At 53.3% G+C, this 17,227-nt stretch carries 19 protein-coding genes and 4 pseudogenes; 13 read left to right on the top strand and 10 right to left on the bottom strand.

Going from position 1 to position 17,227, the window contains the following annotated elements:
• Nucleotides 1-705 precede the first annotated feature (705 nt).
• The 8 genes and pseudogenes from HTUR_RS23300 to HTUR_RS23290 all read left to right on the top strand — a co-directional run bounded on the left by HTUR_RS23300 (nucleotide 706) and on the right by HTUR_RS23290 (nucleotide 6,380).
• On the top strand, nucleotides 706-2,088 hold the full coding sequence (locus HTUR_RS23300) for an ATP-binding protein (protein WP_012945820.1): 1,383 nt from the start codon (nucleotides 706-708) through the stop codon (nucleotides 2,086-2,088).
• A gap of 45 nt (nucleotides 2,089-2,133) precedes the next feature.
• Nucleotides 2,134-2,280, top strand: a pseudogene (locus HTUR_RS28250) (integrase core domain-containing protein); the annotation flags it as partial.
• 109 nt (nucleotides 2,281-2,389) lie between these two features.
• On the top strand, nucleotides 2,390-3,550 hold the full coding sequence (locus HTUR_RS23295; protein WP_012945819.1) for a DUF7344 domain-containing protein: 1,161 nt from the start codon (nucleotides 2,390-2,392) through the stop codon (nucleotides 3,548-3,550).
• 45 nt (nucleotides 3,551-3,595) lie between these two features.
• Nucleotides 3,596-3,769, top strand: coding sequence for a HalOD1 output domain-containing protein (locus HTUR_RS28735; RefSeq protein ID WP_226377589.1), 174 nt, complete (start codon nucleotides 3,596-3,598; stop codon nucleotides 3,767-3,769).
• 720 nt (nucleotides 3,770-4,489) lie between these two features.
• The gene (locus HTUR_RS28865; protein WP_449271840.1) at nucleotides 4,490-4,927 is read left to right on the top strand and encodes a DUF7563 family protein; all 438 of its coding nucleotides are present in this window, start codon (nucleotides 4,490-4,492) and stop codon (nucleotides 4,925-4,927) included.
• A 281-nt stretch (nucleotides 4,928-5,208) separates the two neighbouring features.
• Nucleotides 5,209-5,583 (top strand): HNH endonuclease, encoded by a 375-nt coding sequence (locus tag HTUR_RS28730; protein WP_394298221.1) that lies wholly within the window; start codon nucleotides 5,209-5,211, stop codon nucleotides 5,581-5,583.
• A gap of 101 nt (nucleotides 5,584-5,684) precedes the next feature.
• Nucleotides 5,685-5,858, top strand: a complete 174-nt coding sequence (locus tag HTUR_RS27710; protein ID WP_012945816.1) for a hypothetical protein — start codon at nucleotides 5,685-5,687, stop codon at nucleotides 5,856-5,858.
• A gap of 129 nt (nucleotides 5,859-5,987) precedes the next feature.
• Entirely contained in the window at nucleotides 5,988-6,380 is a 393-nt protein-coding gene (locus HTUR_RS23290; protein WP_012945815.1) for a winged helix-turn-helix domain-containing protein, read from the top strand.
• Between the two features lie 1,409 nt (nucleotides 6,381-7,789).
• Here the strand turns inward: HTUR_RS23290 and HTUR_RS27705 are convergent.
• The 5 genes from HTUR_RS27705 to HTUR_RS27000 form a co-directional block, all read right to left on the bottom strand.
• Nucleotides 7,790-7,933 carry a DUF7557 family protein gene (locus HTUR_RS27705; RefSeq protein ID WP_449271841.1) on the bottom strand — a complete coding sequence of 48 codons (144 nt, stop codon included), beginning with the start codon at nucleotides 7,931-7,933 and terminating at the stop codon, nucleotides 7,790-7,792.
• 89 nt (nucleotides 7,934-8,022) lie between these two features.
• Complete coding sequence (locus HTUR_RS27700; protein ID WP_049942098.1) at nucleotides 8,023-8,478, bottom strand: hypothetical protein; 456 nt, start codon at nucleotides 8,476-8,478, stop codon at nucleotides 8,023-8,025.
• A 284-nt stretch (nucleotides 8,479-8,762) separates the two neighbouring features.
• Entirely contained in the window at nucleotides 8,763-9,056 is a 294-nt protein-coding gene (locus HTUR_RS23275; protein ID WP_049942097.1) for a hypothetical protein, read from the bottom strand.
• 111 nt (nucleotides 9,057-9,167) lie between these two features.
• On the bottom strand, nucleotides 9,168-9,482 hold the full coding sequence (locus tag HTUR_RS27005; RefSeq protein WP_148225470.1) for a HalOD1 output domain-containing protein: 315 nt from the start codon (nucleotides 9,480-9,482) through the stop codon (nucleotides 9,168-9,170).
• Nucleotides 9,483-9,534: 52 nt separating this feature from the next.
• On the bottom strand, nucleotides 9,535-9,756 hold the full coding sequence (locus tag HTUR_RS27000; protein WP_148225469.1) for a hypothetical protein: 222 nt from the start codon (nucleotides 9,754-9,756) through the stop codon (nucleotides 9,535-9,537).
• 110 nt (nucleotides 9,757-9,866) lie between these two features.
• Between HTUR_RS27000 and HTUR_RS27695 the strand changes: the two genes are divergently transcribed.
• The 3 genes from HTUR_RS27695 to HTUR_RS23265 are packed head-to-tail and all read left to right on the top strand — an operon-like array spanning nucleotide 9,867 to nucleotide 11,429.
• Entirely contained in the window at nucleotides 9,867-10,007 is a 141-nt protein-coding gene (locus HTUR_RS27695) for a hypothetical protein (RefSeq protein ID WP_187291519.1), read from the top strand.
• Nucleotides 10,008-10,041: 34 nt separating this feature from the next.
• Nucleotides 10,042-10,392 (top strand): hypothetical protein, encoded by a 351-nt coding sequence (locus HTUR_RS27690; protein WP_012945812.1) that lies wholly within the window; start codon nucleotides 10,042-10,044, stop codon nucleotides 10,390-10,392.
• Nucleotides 10,393-10,451: 59 nt separating this feature from the next.
• On the top strand, nucleotides 10,452-11,429 hold the full coding sequence (locus HTUR_RS23265; protein ID WP_012945811.1) for a TackOD1 domain-containing metal-binding protein: 978 nt from the start codon (nucleotides 10,452-10,454) through the stop codon (nucleotides 11,427-11,429).
• Nucleotides 11,430-12,562: 1,133 nt separating this feature from the next.
• On the opposite strand, the gene HTUR_RS23260 is transcribed toward HTUR_RS23265, so the two are convergent.
• Complete coding sequence (locus tag HTUR_RS23260) at nucleotides 12,563-13,015, bottom strand: response regulator (protein WP_012945810.1); 453 nt, start codon at nucleotides 13,013-13,015, stop codon at nucleotides 12,563-12,565.
• Between the two features lie 145 nt (nucleotides 13,016-13,160).
• Between HTUR_RS23260 and HTUR_RS26200 the strand changes: the two genes are divergently transcribed.
• On the top strand, nucleotides 13,161-13,583 hold the full coding sequence (locus HTUR_RS26200; RefSeq protein WP_085943689.1) for a response regulator: 423 nt from the start codon (nucleotides 13,161-13,163) through the stop codon (nucleotides 13,581-13,583).
• Nucleotides 13,584-14,311: 728 nt separating this feature from the next.
• Here the strand turns inward: HTUR_RS26200 and HTUR_RS26615 are convergent.
• From HTUR_RS26615 to HTUR_RS23240, 4 genes and pseudogenes are all read right to left on the bottom strand, one after another.
• A pseudogene (locus tag HTUR_RS26615) lies at nucleotides 14,312-14,500 on the bottom strand (DUF2270 domain-containing protein); the annotation flags it as partial.
• Between the two features lie 284 nt (nucleotides 14,501-14,784).
• Nucleotides 14,785-14,936: pseudogene (locus tag HTUR_RS28245) on the bottom strand (SHOCT domain-containing protein); the annotation flags it as partial.
• A 171-nt stretch (nucleotides 14,937-15,107) separates the two neighbouring features.
• Complete coding sequence (locus HTUR_RS26985) at nucleotides 15,108-15,359, bottom strand: HalOD1 output domain-containing protein (protein ID WP_148225468.1); 252 nt, start codon at nucleotides 15,357-15,359, stop codon at nucleotides 15,108-15,110.
• Nucleotides 15,360-16,135: 776 nt separating this feature from the next.
• The gene (locus HTUR_RS23240; RefSeq protein ID WP_012945807.1) at nucleotides 16,136-16,414 is read right to left on the bottom strand and encodes a hypothetical protein; all 279 of its coding nucleotides are present in this window, start codon (nucleotides 16,412-16,414) and stop codon (nucleotides 16,136-16,138) included.
• A 148-nt stretch (nucleotides 16,415-16,562) separates the two neighbouring features.
• Between HTUR_RS23240 and HTUR_RS26190 the strand changes: the two are divergent.
• Nucleotides 16,563-16,947 (top strand): annotated as a pseudogene (locus HTUR_RS26190) (IS6 family transposase); the annotation flags it as partial.
• Nucleotides 16,948-17,227 lie beyond the last annotated feature (280 nt).

The raw sequence follows: 17,227 nt of genomic DNA, 5'->3' as shown, positions 1-17,227 counted from the left end.
CGATTATCTCTGATAATCAGATATCTGAATGAACTGGTTTGCATGTTCAGTTCGCACGTGTAGTTGCCGTTCAGTACAGGGAGAGTACTGACCGTTGCAGCAGTAAGGGAGATGCGAGCCATCGAATCATGGTTGGGCGATTGATCCATGACCCGCCTCTCTAGTACAGTGATCTACTTAGCGACTGCTCGATTATCTCGGTCGATCCCTGGCTACGAATTGCCACTGCGCGCGTACTGCCCGCCGCTGACCGATCATCTCGAGCAGATAGAACGCGAATCTAGAAGACCGTGCTCACTTTCATGTGTATCCAAATAAACTCCACCTATATTGCTAACTGTTGAAAATGTCTTTTAACTCCTGAAGTTATCGTTCAGATGTGGTGAATCCAGATCTCGAATCTGGATCAACCACTCACGGCTGGCCGCCACATAGCGGTCACTCGTGGACATCATCCCATTCAAAGCGACTGTTCTCTGACCCTCACCAACTACTGTCGCGTCCAATGACCAACCCCCAGTGCTGGAGGGACAGCAATGAGTGGAGAGACACTCGAGCGGCCGGCAGCCCTCGACCGACCGTCCCGCCAACCGCTTGCAGGACGAACGTATCTGGTTGTCTAATTCAGAATAGCCAATTCTGAATTAGCCTATTTTGAGTTTGGTTATCCGGCACGCTTATACTGATGTCCGATCATGGGACAGTATGGACCGATTCATAGACCGACAGACCGAGCTCTCGCGGTTTCGGGACTGCTATGGGTCCGACGAGGCTGGCATGGTCGTCATCTTCGGCCGACGCCGGCTCGGGAAGACGGAACTCGTTCGGCAGTCACTGACCGATCGCGACGATGCCGTCTTCTACCAGGCGACCGAGACAACGTCGCAGGTGCAACTTGACGAGTTCGTCGATGTCGCGTCGGAGTCGTTTCCCAGCGTCGACCGCATCAAAGGGGAGTGGGAGTCGCTTCTGGGCTACCTCGCCGAGCAGGACACAGTCGTCGTACTGGACGAGTTCCCGTACCTCATCGACGCAGACGAGAGCCTCCCGTCGGTCATCCAGCGGCTGTGGGACCAGGAGATACAGGACACGGCCGCGACGCTCGTACTCGTGGGTTCGTCGATCAGTATGATGGAGGAGGCGACGCTCCTCGGGAACAGCCCACTGTACGGCCGGTTCACCGAGAAGATCGACCTTCGACAGCTCGACTTCGACGCTGCGTGCGAGTTCTTCCCCGACTCGTACACCCCGGAGGAACAGATGTTCGCGTGGGGCGTGTTCGGCGGGACGCCGTACTACCTCGACGGCGTCGAACTGGACCACGATCTCGGAACTGTCATCCAGCGCTCGATTCTCTCCCAGCAGGGATTCCTCCACAACGAACCCGAGTACGTCCTGCGTACCGAACTCACCGAACCCAACCGGTACTTCGCCATCCTGAAAGCGATCGCCGCCGGGAACACGACCGCGAACGAGATTGCGGGGACAGTCGGCATCGATGGGAAGCAGATTTCGACGTACGCCCAGAAGCTAGAACGGCTTCGTCTCGTCGAGCGTGAAGTCCCGATCACTGAAGACAAGACGAAGTCACGACGGGGGAGATATCGGATCGTCGACCCTCTGTTCCGGTTCTGGTTCCGGTTCGTCTACGGCAACGAAGACCGATACGAGCGCCTCAGTGACGACGCCTACGAGACAGTTATCGAACCAGAGATGGCCGACTTCGTGAGCCAAGAGTTCGAGAGGCTCTGTCAGGATGCACTTCCCGAACTGTATCCCGCAGAGACGTTCGTCGACATCGGTCGGTGGTGGTACAAGGAACACGAGGTCGACGTCGTCGGTCTGACGGACGATGGGACGATGGTCGCTGGCGAGTGCAAGTTCACGTCGTCGCCACTTGACTACGGTGCACTCGCGTCGCTCGAAGACCATGCCGACGAAATTCGATGGGCACCCAACAGTGGCGACGTGGAGCGGAAGTACGTGCTCTTCGCCAGAAGCGGATTCACGCAGTCGGTTCGTGAGGCCGCCGCCGAACGCGACGACCTCGAACTGGTCGACCTTGCAGAAATTATCGAGAACGTCTGACTGCGCCGAACAAGGATCTCACCACGAAACTCGCAGCCGGCAGCTATGAGGATCGATCAGTTCCACCAGACGTGGATGGGGTGGCGAGCCAGCGCCCAACGCTGACTCACCGCCTTTGTCCATTATTACAATACACAGCGGCCGAATCAGGCACTCAACGACTGCACTCCTGCTGAGGAAGTGACGAAATAATAACTAGACATTGTCTCATATCGTTAGCATATTAAAATCACACTTAAAGCGCGCCGTGATTAATGGCGTAGGTCTTATCACGAGGCACTTCTTCGAGAGTCCAAAGACGATGTCAGAGAGACAAATAAATGAGATCCTCCAGTGCTTGAGCAACAGGCGCCGTCGCACTGTACTTAATCTTCTCCAGAATCGGACTGCACCAGTCTCCGACGAAGAAGTAGCGATCCACCTCATCGCTGAAGAGCAAGAAAAGCGGCTAGTAGACGTCACTGAAGATGAAATGCAGACCTGCCGGATTGATCTCAAACAGAGCCAGTTTCCGGTTCTCGAGACAGCGGGTCTGATTAACTGGGAAAGAGAGGCTGAAACCGTCATAACATCCAATCATCCGGTATTACAGAATCCGACGTTCACACGTGTTATTGAAACAGACTGGAATGGGTGGGATGATGTCCTCGCTAATCTCATGTATAAGCGGCGGCGACTCGTGCTCTCTGTCCTTACTGACTATGACAACCCATTGTCGCGTGTTGCACTCGCGAGGGAACTTGCTGCCCATGAGGTAGATAAGGAGGAGACTCTTGATTCCGCGACTATCGATGCCATCTGTGCTGACCTGCATCACGTTCACCTCCCAAAACTTGTGACGGCTGGGCTGATCGAATACGACGCTCGGAGTGGCGCTGTCAGCTATCGGAGTCATCCTGTCTTAGAAGAAAATGACTGGTTTAATCTTCCCCTCACTGAGACACCGCGGGCAATTTTTTCAGTTGCTGAGCCATCGCAAGACATCTGGCGGATTGACGGCCGTGCTAATGTGATCGAACGCTGTCGAGCGCTCTGTAATTATGCTGATGAAGAACTGTTTCTCATGTATACCGACGAAGACCTTATTGAAGAGACGTGTCTGCAGTGTCTGCAAGACGCCATCGATCGTGGTGTTGAGGTGTATATTGGGACGCAAACGAAGGCGATCCGCGATTGCGTCCGCGAAGAACTTCCCGAGGCGACACTCTGGGAACCCCGGCGAGACTGGATGAATATGCCTCCCGAACGCGAAAAGGTGGGCCGTCTGCTGTTTGCCGATCGAGAAGCCATCATGCTCGGCACTCTCAGCAAGCAGAACGAGCATGGGATTCAAACTGAGACCGCGATTACCGGCAATGGTGAGAACAATGCGCTTGTTATGTTAGTCCGGGAGATGCTTGGCTCCAGATTAGACCACCTCGATGCACAGAGCGAAGATTTCCTCGAGCAAATCCCATTCTAAGAAATGAATAATACCGACAACTCATAAACGACGCACCAATACACACTGGGAGCTGATGAGAACCCAAGTGCGGGGGTCTGGTCTGTGATTGCTGTTCTGGAAGACTGTTCTTCCTTGGACCTTCCTCCTCTCACAGAAGCAACCGATTCAGACGCGCTGGATGCACTTCTCTTAGCAGAGCACTGTCTAGATACGGAAAACCGCAAGACAGGACGATGACGAAGTGACGGAATCGGTTGTGAAACCACTATATGTGATCTGATATAACTAGATCCTGTTCCACGAGCGGCGAACAGTCGACTGCTTCAGCAAATGCCTCAGAAGAAGTGATGATCCGGTATCATACGATATTGCTGCAACAGGCGCTGAAACACCATTCTACATCAGAAGCGCGGAACTAGACAGTGCCCTTGTGAGCTTTGTGTTTGTTTCTCAATCAGAGTATAGCCACTCTTACGGACGAATTCACTAGAATTGACCAATATTCTCTGTCGCTCTCACCTGTCTTCCGGTGGCAGATAAGCGGTCGAGCAGTCGTTTCGTTCTCTGGAATCTCACACTCATCGGTCCCCGCGTTTAGGACTTCCACTCCCCCTCTTCGGCAAGCTGGACCGTATCGCTCTCGTCGTCTACATATGATCTATGTACTCATGACAGACGCCCAGCGTCGGTATAGCTAAATTCTTACACAGCTCCCCGTTCCACGACGCCGTTACCCAACACCGCGGACAGTCGCTGTTACTAAGTCCTCCATCATTATCAGCTTTGCAGACTACCTCCTGCAGTTCCTCGAGTAGATCCGGTCGGTGCTCACGGAGTATTTCGATGTCCTCCGGTAGTTCGTCCTCAATCTTAAACCGAACTCAAGAGACGGCTACGTAGGGGTTGTCGTTGGACTCTGGATTTTGGATCGTTTCTCGCTCGGATTCAGTGAGTAGGATGGAAGGAAGCCCGGGTGCTTGGACCACCCGAGTCCGGGTTGTCTCAAAGCTAGAGAACAAACCCATGTCTGTATACGAATCCACGGTTCAAGGCAATTGCGAAGTTAGTGAAACGACCGACGTCTGGGAAGACCCCGTCCGAAATACGACAGGCACGGCGATCTCACCGGCACGAAGTATATCCGGTGCCGTGATTGTGACCGCGAAGTGCTCGAAGACATCGACCGAGAACACGGCTCTCATCGGGACGGCTACCGGTTCGAAGACAACTAATCATGCCCCCTGTGACAATTGCGACGCCCACATGACGGAAGCCTATCACCGTGTCTTTGCGGCCAACAACGGGACGCTACACGTTTGTAGCAACTGCCGGATCAGACCGCACTGTTCCACGGCGCCGGTGTCGAAGCGACTACCCGCGACGGGAGCGGATTAGATGTCTGAGAACGCCGCAGAGTGGGACCGGATTGCCCGCCGACTCCTCTACGATGAGCTTGCCCACCACACTACCGATCGCCTCGAGCAAGCCGTCCGAGACGTTGCTGAAGACAGTAGCAACGCCACGAGGTGACAGTCAGGCACTTGGAACACCTCGCTCGAGCGTTCCACGAGGTGTTGCTGTACGTGCGTGAGTGCATCGTTCCATTCGTCGAGAATCCTGACGAGTTGCGTACCTACTTCGAACTCGAAGCGCGGCCAAAAGCGAACGAAGAGACAATGAGAGACATGAGCGGAACAATGGGCGACCCGACCGAACTCCCCTCGAAGGGCGAAATAGTGCAGTGGATGACGGAACTCGAAGTGTCTCATATTGTTCCGAGAGCAGTAGCCCGGTCGACTCACCGAATATCAAACCTTGTCACACTATGTACGGGATGTCATGAGGTGATGTTGGAACGGTTACGGCGACGGGAGTGTCCGATTGTGATGTCCCATATCGGACGAAAGCTGTCGGCAACGACAGAGATCTGTATCCCGTCGAGTAACGAATACCAGCAATCTGTTGTAAGTTTGATGGCCCTTCATCGTCTCGAATTACCAAGCACACGAAGCGGTCTCTCGAGGTGCGGTAGGAGTGTTACTCCTGCGTAATAAACTCCCAAAATCTGAATCGGATGTCGACATCGAATTCTAGCTAGCCAACACCACTGTTTCATGGTTAGCAGGATGGTGTGGGAGTACCGGAGGCCACCATGAGTGACACAGACACAGTCGAGAACCCTACAGAACAGCAACTCAAAGTGCTCCTCAGGGACGTCCACAACGTAGCCGATCAACTCCCCGAACCGCTGAACTTGGATCGATCGATCATTGAACTTCAGAAGACAATAGAAACAACCGCACGACTCGAGTCACAGCGCAAATAGCCAGGCAGTACCAGCACTTGCGTCAGAGTAGCTGCGTCACTGAGAGACGCAGTACCTAATAGCAATCCTCGAGTTGCGTGACATTTCTTGCCAAATGTTCACATAGTCAGCGCCCCCTAATGATAGACAATGGCAAACAATGACGGAAACAACACCGCTGACCAGCCAGAACCGCAAGAACCCGAATCCGACGTTCTCAGCGCTACTCTCTCAGTCGACGCCGTATTCGAGCTGTTAGCATCGAATCAGCGCCGCGATATGCTGCACGTCCTTCGCGATGATCCCGAGAAGACCGCAACCGTCACCGAACTCATCACCCATCTCATGGATCAAGAGGCCCAGCGAACTGGCACACGGCCAGGACGCGATCAGCTCGAGATGACGGTCCATCATATCCACCTCCCGAAACTCACCGATGCAGGGATTGTTGAGTACGATGCACGCTCCCAAGAACTGCGTTACTGGCCAGATAAGCGACTGGAGGCTCTCCTCGACTACATCTCCGAATGGGATCTGGCGTAGCTATCACCCTGTGGCTGTAGTTAGCCGTTCTCCTCCTCCGCTACCGCTGATTACTCCGCGCGAACTTGTGGAATGGCAGCTCTCCAAGCTGAAAGGTATCCGTGACATTGTTATCGCAACGGTTCGTCTTCTCGTTCCCATTCCCGCTGGAGTTGACGCAATTCAGCGATCTCTGCCGCGTACCCCGGAATAATGATCCCCCGGCGACACTATACATCCCACGCTCGCAGCGTGTCAGAATCGGTCAACTCCTCCATTTTGAGACGGCGTTGGCTCCAACTCCAATACGTACAGCCATTAATCCCAGCCATCAGATCCCCTCGCAAACCTCACCAGTCACACCACTATGATAGCCGATTTCTCCTCTCTCCAATCAGCCTTCGGGCTGGTTTCTAGAAAACCGGCTCCTGAGAGATGGCGAAATGGGAGCTTCGGCCGATCTCAGCAGCCGGTTGTCGGGACAGAGGCCGATAACGTGCACTGCCCCGACAGTATGATATATTGTCACATGATTGTAAGTGGCACCGTCTAGTTAGCGTGGTTTGAGAAGCGAGCAGGTCGTGGAGTTAGTTTGGGATGATACTCGCAGACCTGCTCAGCGAGTGCTATACGACGGAATTTGATGAAGCAGATGAGACGCTTGAGGAGATCGAGTGCCTCGAGTCGGTCCCGGTAGTGTCGGATCGTCCGTGCCAACGCATTCCTCGCATGATCTCGAGTGTGAGTAAGTCGTCTTTTGGGTTCTCGAGTTTGAGAGTTGTACCAATCTTAGTCACTACTATCCTCGAATAGTAGAATTGATGAGACAACTGGGAGTTAGTTCAGAGTAGTTTATATGCCAGGGTGTGGTAGCATCTACCACACTCGCGGCTCGCTGATAGGAATGAGCCTCTGCGGTGCAACGCGCCACCCCCAGCGTTGCACCTTGATCTGCGACAGGGCCGCGAGTGTCACCACTCCCCCCCATTCTCAAAAACCCTAATACTGTTTAGTCTCCGTGAACAGCAGTAAGAAGCCCCAAATAATGCATAGAGGTATTTCCTGCGATGGATTCGACCCAGTCGTTCTTAAGTGGTTCTGGTCATAAGATAGAGCTATCGCAGGGAGTTGTTCTCGCCGGCGTTCTACAATTGGTAGTCGAAACTCGGGCAATTAGCCCTCGAAATTGTATCTATACAATCTGGATATACAAAGCCGGCCGATCGGCCAAGGGGAGAATACGCTGATAGTGACCAGCGTGCCTCTGACAACTGTGACTTTCAGTAGGATCGGGAAAAGGACACCGGAACCGGATTTTCTCTTTAAATGATTCTGGACAGAAGGTAGAGATATAGCAGGGAGTCGTTCTGCCCTGGTTCTCAAACTCCACAGTCACAACTGGGTGATCAGCCCCCCGCGAGAGCCCCGACCTACGCCCCTTCCTGCAGGAACCTCCCTTCCTGTTCGTAGATCGCGACCAGTTCCGCGATGTACTCCTCGATGGTCTCGCCATCCTCGAGGTGGCCCTCTATCCGTTCGGCGAGGTCGTCGTCGAGTTCGATTGTTCGGGGCATCATGGACCATAACGCTTGCCAGCCGAATAAAACATCACCCAACAATCGGTGAATGGTCTAGCGATTCGGTGGAGGTTATCACTGTCTTCCTATTGTTCGGTCCACGAGAGTCCATCTGGAGAGTTGTAGACCCGGAGTTCCCGCATGAGCTTCATCTGCTTGCTGTTGATCCGATTATCGGCTTCAAAAGCCGGGTTGATCTTCGAGATTATATACGTCTCTCCCTCGTGTTCGATCTCCTCTTCAAGTACAACGCCACGCTCGAGGGTATCAGCCGCCGCACTATCCCACTGTAGATGATACGTCGCTAGTCGGCGGGCCTTCTTCCGTCTCTCGTCCTCTGGTAGGTCGGCTTTGGACTCTTTGATGTAGGACTCTGCCAGCTCATCGACGTACTCGTTCGCCTTGCCCTCGAGCCGATCATAGTACTTGTCCGGGTCGGACCAACCGTTGTGCGTGGCCGAGTTGTCGTTACCGATCGGAGCGTCCCCGCCGGGATTGACCTCGGCAAAGTTGTCGTCCTCCAGGTGCGAGATATCGGACAATCTTGTGCTCGAGCCACCGTGGAACTTACAGCGCCCTTTCTGTGAACCAGGCGTTCCCTCCCGACAGGGAGTTTGCACGGCTCCCCTCGGTTGTTCGTGGCCCCGCATATCCCCGAGTATTGTCCACCGGATTTCTTAGTGCTCATACTTTCAGATATTGGAAGAGGCTTCCCCTATGGGCTAAGTGTTTGTTTCTCGAGTGGGGCGATAGCCGCTCTCTCGACGTTTTCTGATAACCCCATGGTGTGCTATGGGGTAGTTGTTTTTACAGACTGGACAGCAGGCTATTCCTCGAGGACTTCGGCCAGTGCGTTTCCGAAACCAAACATCGGTCGACTGCTCCCATCGACAGTCTCAGGGCTAACTACCTCCTTCGACTCTAGGTCTACACAGTCGGTTCCCTCCTCGTCGGCAAGTGCGGCCACTCGGCGATTGACGGTGTTGAACGTACACTCTACACGCCGTTTGATGAGAGACGTCGCTATGTGCTGACTGCGTTCCTCGGGAATCCATTCGAGAAACTGTTCATCTGTATACGTCCGGGCTCCGCCCGAGGTCTGGTCTTGATCGCTAGTCACGGGAAAACAACCTCCACGTTTCAAGTGAAAATTCTGAATCTGCTTCCGCACTGTTTGCCCGCCTACAGCAGAGGCTGCCGATGTTTATCACAATCTTCGGCTGGACGCTGCCTACTCCGAGAGTTCAGAATCAGCGGTGGGATCGCTAACTACAATCGTCCCGTCGCTCTCGACCGAAATATTGTACTCCTCAACAGTCACTTCGACACTAATCTCCTGATCTGAATCACGGGCCGTTTCCATCAGCTGATTCAGCGCATCGGAATCAGCATACTCGTAGAAAGGCGGTACGTGCTCGATCGACCTGTTTTCGAGGATAGAAAGGGCGCGTACAACTGCCCGAACCGGTGGTTCATTGTGGTACTCAGTTTGAAAGACTCGTCCTCCATCTGGTATAAGGGATGCACGTTGATCGTTTGTCTCCATGCGCATTCCTTTCCACGCGCTTCTACAAATAGACCTGTTGTTTGGAATGCTATTACTCGTCGCCGCTAAGAAGTCGAAGACGAACAGCGATTGGTTTTAGTTCTTTTTCTTTTATGTCGTCTAAGACATTGGAATCAATATCTCGGATCACGCCCTCGACCGAGAAATTGAGGGGAAGACCTTCCGAGTCGATATCAATTGCTGTAAGCTCCAACTCCCCATTCTCTTCAAGTGATATTTCAACTTCGTTCGGTTGGTTTTGATCTGAGTCCATTTTTCCAAACGTGTTGTGTTAGTTACTAGTAAGCGCCGAGGAGGTAAAAGGCGTACGGGATGCTATCTCCTAAACGAGAAGGTCTTACTCTCAGGTGATGGTCATCTTCTGTGCTCGAGGACCGCATCGGTCATCTGCTCCCCGACGCCGGCGTCGTCCTCGAGTCGGTCCCGATCGGAGTCGCACAGCTCATTCAGCGAGTCATACCTCTTTTCGTCGCCACCGAGACTGACGGTTTGATATCGAACTGACCGCTCGAGTGGTGAGTATCTCAGCGATCTCCCGGTGCTGTTCCCAAGTCAGGTCGTTGCGCTCGAGGCAACTCGGCTGCAAGACGAACACTTTACCGATGGCGACCGGATAGCCGTTCGCGATTTGCTGATCGAAGCGACTGCCCGCTCGACCGGCGATCACCTCGTCATCGCGGATTCGGATTTTCAAACAGACGCACTCGAGTCCACAATGCAGGTAACGAACCTTCGAGAAGAGTGTGCCCTGTCCGCGAAGCCGGTCCTCAAGGACGAGCTCAGTGCAATCGTCGATAACAGCCCAATCACTCAAATCTACGATGCTGCTGAAGCGGTGGCTTCCGGCTATGAGAAGAAGAGAGACAAAATATCAAACAAACATCTATAATAACAGTAGTCAATTAGGGGAAGATATACAGCGATTGGAATTGCAGTATGTAGAGAGCTATGGTTTCACCAGGGGAGCTTCGAATTATCGACGAGTTGATACCAAATGGGGAGTACAAGCCCGAAATTTCTGCCGAGGGAACCGTCAGCTACCCGAACGTAACGCAACTCCTCGACGATGTCGACGATGACCCGGCTGACGTCCTCGAGCACTTCGCTACCCGAGGCGTGTTGGCGAACGAGTTCGTCTCGAAGGTGTACGTCTGTCCAGAGTGTACTACCGAAGGCCTGCAGTACACCACCGTCTGTTCGGCATGTGGGAGCGCACACGCCATCGAGACAACCGTCCTCGAACACGTCTGCGGATACGCCGGTCCCGAAACGGAGTTCGACGCCGCGGATGGGTACCGCTGTCCGGACTGCGAGATGGATCTCGAATCCTCCGACGTAGACGAGACGGACCGTTATGTTTGCGAGGAGTGTTCGGAGATCTTCGATATCCCCGACGAACGCCTCTGGTGTCGCGAGTGTTTCTCGCTGTTCCCGCCGGTGGACGCGATCGAGCGAGTACTGTATCGATACCGTCTCACAGCTGACGGTGAGCAGTGGCTCGATCGCCAAAAAGACGCCCGGCAGACAATCGCCGAGGTGTTAGCGGACCGCCGTTTCGAGACGGAAATCGATGCGACCGTCACTGACGACGGAGCGTCTCGATCGGTCCACGTCCTCGCCGAGGACGATCTACTGGACGAGCGGCGGATCGTGAGCATCCACGAGACGCCCGATGAAGAACGCATCGACGCGTTCTGCGCCTTCGCGAACTCGATCGATGCGCATCCAGTCGTCGTTACGACCTCGGGAGCCGTCGAGGAGGGCGTCGCGGCACGTGCTGACGGCTCCGAACTAACGCTGCTCGCTTACCGAGAGAACGGTGCAATCGAGACCAGCTACGAGACCGTCGAGAGCGCCGACACCCACCGGCAAGGATTCTTCCAGCGACTCACCGCTGCCCTCGAAGTTCCCGGGAAGGGACAGTGAGACCGCTCCACCGAATGATCGCTTAGCTCACTGTTAGCCGAGTTCTGGTAGCGCATCGTCCCACCGACGCAGAGGAGATTCTCACTGAAGACACCAGATTTGGCCCCTACTGAAACTTCATTCTTCAGACGTGATGTTCCTGAAATAGTTGTTACACAGAGATGTACACTGAATAGAAGCTGATTCACCCAGATAATCAAAACGTTTCTTTCGGATGAATCTGGGAGGAATACTTTATGTGTGGATATCCACTGGTCATTTTCATGAGTTAAGTCCATGATGAACTATACGAAGTAGTATCGAATGTCCATCGTCGGCAACTGTTATTCGCCTTGTTAGAAGATAGTCCGAAACCTGATTCACTAGAAGAACTCGATACTCCACCAGATAGTACGAAGTTTGAGGAATCAATTAGGAACGTCATGCGGATCGGTCACTGACACCCTCTGGAACACGTAAGATGGACAGTTACTTGTTGTTGCTCGAGTTCCGTGATATGCCGGAACACAGGCTGTCATAGAAAAGTTCCTATACCCTCTCTGTAACTACCCGGCAAACGGTAAATACAGGAAGACAAGACCACGTTTTTTCTTTCCGATAGTAATTGGGAAATTCTGTGAAAAACACCCAAAGTTCTATACCCGCTCGTAAAATCAAGAATAATGCGGTGGGAGGTGCCTCTGACAACCATTTCCCGACCGTACCCACTCTTGTGACTGGAGAGCAGAAAGTGTAGTGAACATATAGTTCGCTCCAGACTGGGTGAAGATAACGTCATGCGGATCGGTCACTGACACCCTCTGGAACACGCACGATGGTCCCTTGTTGTTGCTCGAGTTCAGTGATATCTAGTCGCCAGGACAGACAGTCCACTTGGCTGGAAGCCGCCGAAGTTCAGGACGTGCTGGCCGCCAGGATTGACAGTCCACCTATCTCATGTTGACCGACCCGGCGCCGTGTCGCTCGTGGAGGGTCCCACTAACTGGAGTTCACAATTGATAGTCCCTATTGCTGTGGAGTTCATGAGTGAACTCGAGTTCATTTCGGTGATACGCTGGAACACAGGGTGTCAGAGAAACGTTCCTATACCCTTTCTGTGACTACCCGACAAACGGTAAGTACAGGGCAACGACTTACTGACCAGTACGAACGACGGACAGTTTGAAGCCGTCGAACTCCCGTATCACGCCAAGAAACTCGTCGGGGTCGACCGGTTTTTCGATGACTGCATCCTCGTCTGCATCATGGTCAAGGTCGCGTGATTCAACGATATCTCCGTCCATACCAGACAGAATAATGAGGGGAACATCTTTCAGCTCTGGGTGGTGTTTGATTTCGTGAAGAACATCTTCTCCATCCACACGTGGTAAGTTGAGGTCTAATAAGATGGCATCTGGACGAGGCGCATCCTCGTATTCGTCTCTGCGGTGAATGAAGTCTAGTGCTGCTTGGCCATCAGTGACAGTATGGAGTTGGTTGTTGATCTGACCGTCATGGAAGGCTTCTTCAAGGAGACGCACATCCCCGGGATTGTCTTCGACCAGTAATATTTGCGCCTCATCTGGAGGTTGAGGGCGGTTGTTCATGATTGAACCAGATGGTGTGTGAAGATAAGTGGCTCGGCTGGGGACGGTAAGTTTGCAAATTTGTTCAGTAATCTTATTCTGAAGAGTGATGCCAATAACACTAGAAATACGAATATTTATTAGTCGCTGAGTCTGTGACAGAATAGTGGCCGAACCTAAGTATGTGGGCGAAATTCTTTTAATTGAGAATAGTCCAGGGGATGTGCGTCTCACAAAGGAGATGTTTAAGGAAGCCGGATTTTATGGCACCTATTCTGTTGCTACTGATGGTGACGAGGCATTAGACTTCCTCTATCAACGTGACAGCTATGTTGATGCACCTCACCCGGACATTATCTTTCTTGATTGGCACTTTCCTCGGAAGAGCGGGGAAGAGATACTAACAAAGCTAAATAATGACGAACGTCTAAAACAAATCCCAGTAATTGTTCTGACGGGGACAGGACCAGAGCTACATGATCTACAATCGGATGATCTCGGAGCAGATGGCTATGTCTTGAAACCACTTGAACCGGACGATCTTATCAGAATTGTTCAAGAGTTTTCTTTGGAACAAGCTCTTGAATAATCATCACTGCTACCGATATCTCCATCACCTGTACTGACTGATCACCCATTCGCAACTCAAGCCGAATTTCATGCCACATCCGGGCTGTGAGTTCAGAGAGATAGTCGACACACTCGATGAATCGCCTGCAATCCTTCGTGGCGCTCGAAACATTGGTGGACTCTCCGAGGCCGCTCTCAACAACCCCGAGATCCTCCGCACAACGCTCGCTAAGTGAGGCGAGACGCTCGAGGAGCTGACGACTCTGCCCTCTCGAGCCACCGGCGACGACATATCTGCACTCGGCGCCGAGATCATGCGCTCGAGTCACGGTCTCGCGGGCTCTCTCATCCATCTACTCGACGCTACTGGATCGATGTCGTTCGTGACGTTCGCGTCCCTAGTGGCCGCGAGAGTGCCGACCTCGAGGGACTTGCCGAGTCAATCACACGATCGGTACTCATCCAATCGAAATACGGTGTGTTCGCTCCCTACCGTTATCTCCTCGAGACCGACGCCGGTAAGCCGTCGCTCTCACCGACGGTCGACGCTGCGGATCCACATGGCGAGTTGATCGGATCGGTCGTGCTCCGGAGCCCAGACATCCATCGGATCCGGGACCTGCTCGAGACGCAGCTCTCATCGCCAGGTGACGTTCTCGAAGACGCACCAGAGATCGCCGTCCCGATCACTGTCACCGACGCCGGCCGCCCGGAGACTGCAACGACGATGACGCGACTACTCGAGTCAACAGCCAATGCTACTACTCCTAACAAGAGGATGTAATGCGGGCGATCAGTGCCGGAAAAGCCCCATGTAAGTACACCACTCATAACGAGTACCGCCCAGTTTGATGTGCGGTCGAGCCGTTCATGCCAGAACTTCATCCGGTGGATCTCGCCACGGTACAGGTGTGCCAGCGCTAACTCCGTTGCCACACCCGATGAGTCAGATTCTGCAACTTCCCGAAAAACAGGACGAGCGCGGGAATCTGGCAGCGATCGGCGATGGTGTTCCGCAGCATCTGTTCCGATTGGGGTATACAGATGAACCGACGGATCATACGCCGCGATGGCCGCTCGGGAAGGGTTTCTCGACACAACAGTGACGTTCAGCAAAGGCTCGTACCGACCAGCGGAATCCGACCGCTAACGGGGGCACTACCGGCCAGAAGTGGCGGCGCCCGACCCAGAACGTGTCCACCAGCGTACTACCGCTCCCGTTACAAGCGTTCGCGGCGCTCCTCGAACTCCTCGTCCGTGAGGTCTCCGGGGCAGAGGCGGCTCTCAGTTCCTCGAGTGCGGGGTCCGTCCGTTGCCCGCTGGACTGGCGAACCGCGCTGTACAAGGGATATCCGAGGCCGAGAATCACCATGCCCATCGACTCCAAGGAGGGGCGATGGTACGTCACAAGAGACAAGTCCAGCAGGGTTGCCAGTCAGGGCGAAACGAAGTAGAGGCACTCAAGAATCTCGCTGAGCCGCTCGATCTCGTCTCAATCGATCCTACTGGCTTCGTCATTCAACGAAGGATCCGGATAGATGGCTCAGGTGGTGGCATCTGTTGCTGCAACGTTACCGTTGGAATCAATTTCGACGACACATCCGTACACTTCAACTACAATGGACGTTGGTATGGTCGAACTCTCAACAAAACGTTCCAAGGCAACCGGATCAAAACGGTGTGCTAACGGCGGAAGGTCTTCAATCTCCTCATCCTGAGCGGCTGCAACCGCTACAACGATATCAAGCGTAAGACTATCCATTTCTGGTGATGATCCGTCTGAAGGATCCCTCATTCGGTTTCAGCAACACCGACACCCGTGTTAATACTAACCACCCGTCAATTATGAGTGTATATCTCATGCTCACCTAATGCAATTTTCCTCAAGAACCTAGCGAGGACTAGAGAAACGTCTTCAAGATCAGTCGATGAATCTCCCCTCCATTCGGACAGCAGAAAATTCAACAAGACCAAGTCAGCCTATATTAGCCTGCAAACCGGTGTATCTACTCGAGATCTGATTATCTACGTACGCACAATCTTCGTACGGCGCCAACGGAAGTTCCACCGGTTTCCGATCAACACGGTTTTGCTCATCATCGGATACTGTGATTTCAGGCCCACTGACGCCGTAACCAGTCATCAGCCGTTCTTGGTCTACCTTCCATCCACCCTCCATCAGAAGGAGCCATCCGGTCTCGATCCAAGACCTGGAGAGGCTGGTGTTGGGACTATTAGCAGTGGTTTCTGGGAGACTCGAGTTTATTGTGGCGTTCTGGTATTGGCGGAAACTGGTTGACTTTGAAGAGGTGTTGCCACAGTTTTATGAACTGATGGTCTGTAGTCCTCATCCCATTCTTGCTGGTGTATTCCAGCTGGCCGCTCGTGAAGAAACGGTTTGGAAGCGACGATCAAGGTGATACTGGTACAGACTGAGATGGTAATCCAGGGAGTGAGGAGCAGAATTTTCGAAGGGGGAGTCGTGAAGTGACCGCGATACAACCAGAAGCCGTACTGTCGGGAGCAAGGCGCTCGCAACAAGGTGTATTCTGCCCTGAATCCGCAGCGCGGTCAGTCTTCGCCGGGTGGAGAGGTGAGCCGGAGTTCGTTGTCAACCGCGTAGAAATAGCCGCGATTGAGGAGCCGTCTCAGGGCATAGTCGGCATCATCGGGCTCGAGCGCCAGGTCGTCGTCCGCACAGAGTACGTCGGCGGCCTGGTCACGGCTGATCGCTGGCACCCCGCTTTGGCCGCTATCGGCCGCGTTCTCCGTGATATCGGTCTCGAGGACGGTGTAGGCGTCCGTCACCCAGTTGGGGAGTGGAGGACGTGGGTCGTCGACCATAGCCATCTATCGGATCACCCGTGTGTGAATGATTCAATACCGGCCGGCTTAACTCTACCCCCGTGTCAAAAGAACGAGCATTCGCTGCTACTGTCTACCGACAACTCGTCTTGGGCAGTGCTACGCCGGGTGCCGATACCGGACCGAGCACTGGCATACCATTCGAGAACTCGAGAAGTTCGGTGTCGAGCGATCGCGTAAGGCCGTTCACGATTAGGTACAGAAAGCTGGTCTACAGCCCACAACTGACGCGGATTCGAATCACGTTGCGCCGACGAAACTGTGATTCGAACCGAGAAACACGATGTCAAAGATACTGGTTTTCCGTCGATGGAGCAAAACATCTCCAGACTGCACTTCGTCGATCTGGGCTCCGATTTCGATACGAAAAACATGGAAATCGGAACACTGCTGAATGTGTCTTTCGTGAGATAAAACGACGTACCTCTTCATTCTCAAACTGCTTCAGCCACGCAAAACCGTTAACAGCAGAATCATGGCTCGAAGCCTTCGCTGTCTGGCACAATGCTATAAACTAAACACGACCGAAGACGCCGGCTAGAAGCCGACGTTGAGCCCCTTCGTTCAATCGCAGTGGGAGTGTCAACTGAATGAGGATGTGATTGTCCGTCGCTGATTAACAGTGTAACGATCGCGATCAGTGACGAGAAATGTAATATCTCAGTGCCGGTGAAGACTGTCAGTGCCGACAGTATTCCAGATCCCTGCTAAGCGAATCTTACGTCTACTTCCAATTACTCGGTATATCGTTGCATTGGGCTCAACAATTTGACCGTCGAAGACGAAGTCTTGCAGTGT

Origin of the sequence: Haloterrigena turkmenica DSM 5511 (assembly GCF_000025325.1) — an archaeon.
GTDB classification, from domain to species: Archaea; Halobacteriota; Halobacteria; order Halobacteriales; family Natrialbaceae; genus Haloterrigena; species Haloterrigena turkmenica.
The sequence above is the reverse complement of the archived record's forward strand: the minus strand, read 5'-3'. Positions and strand labels throughout refer to the sequence as shown.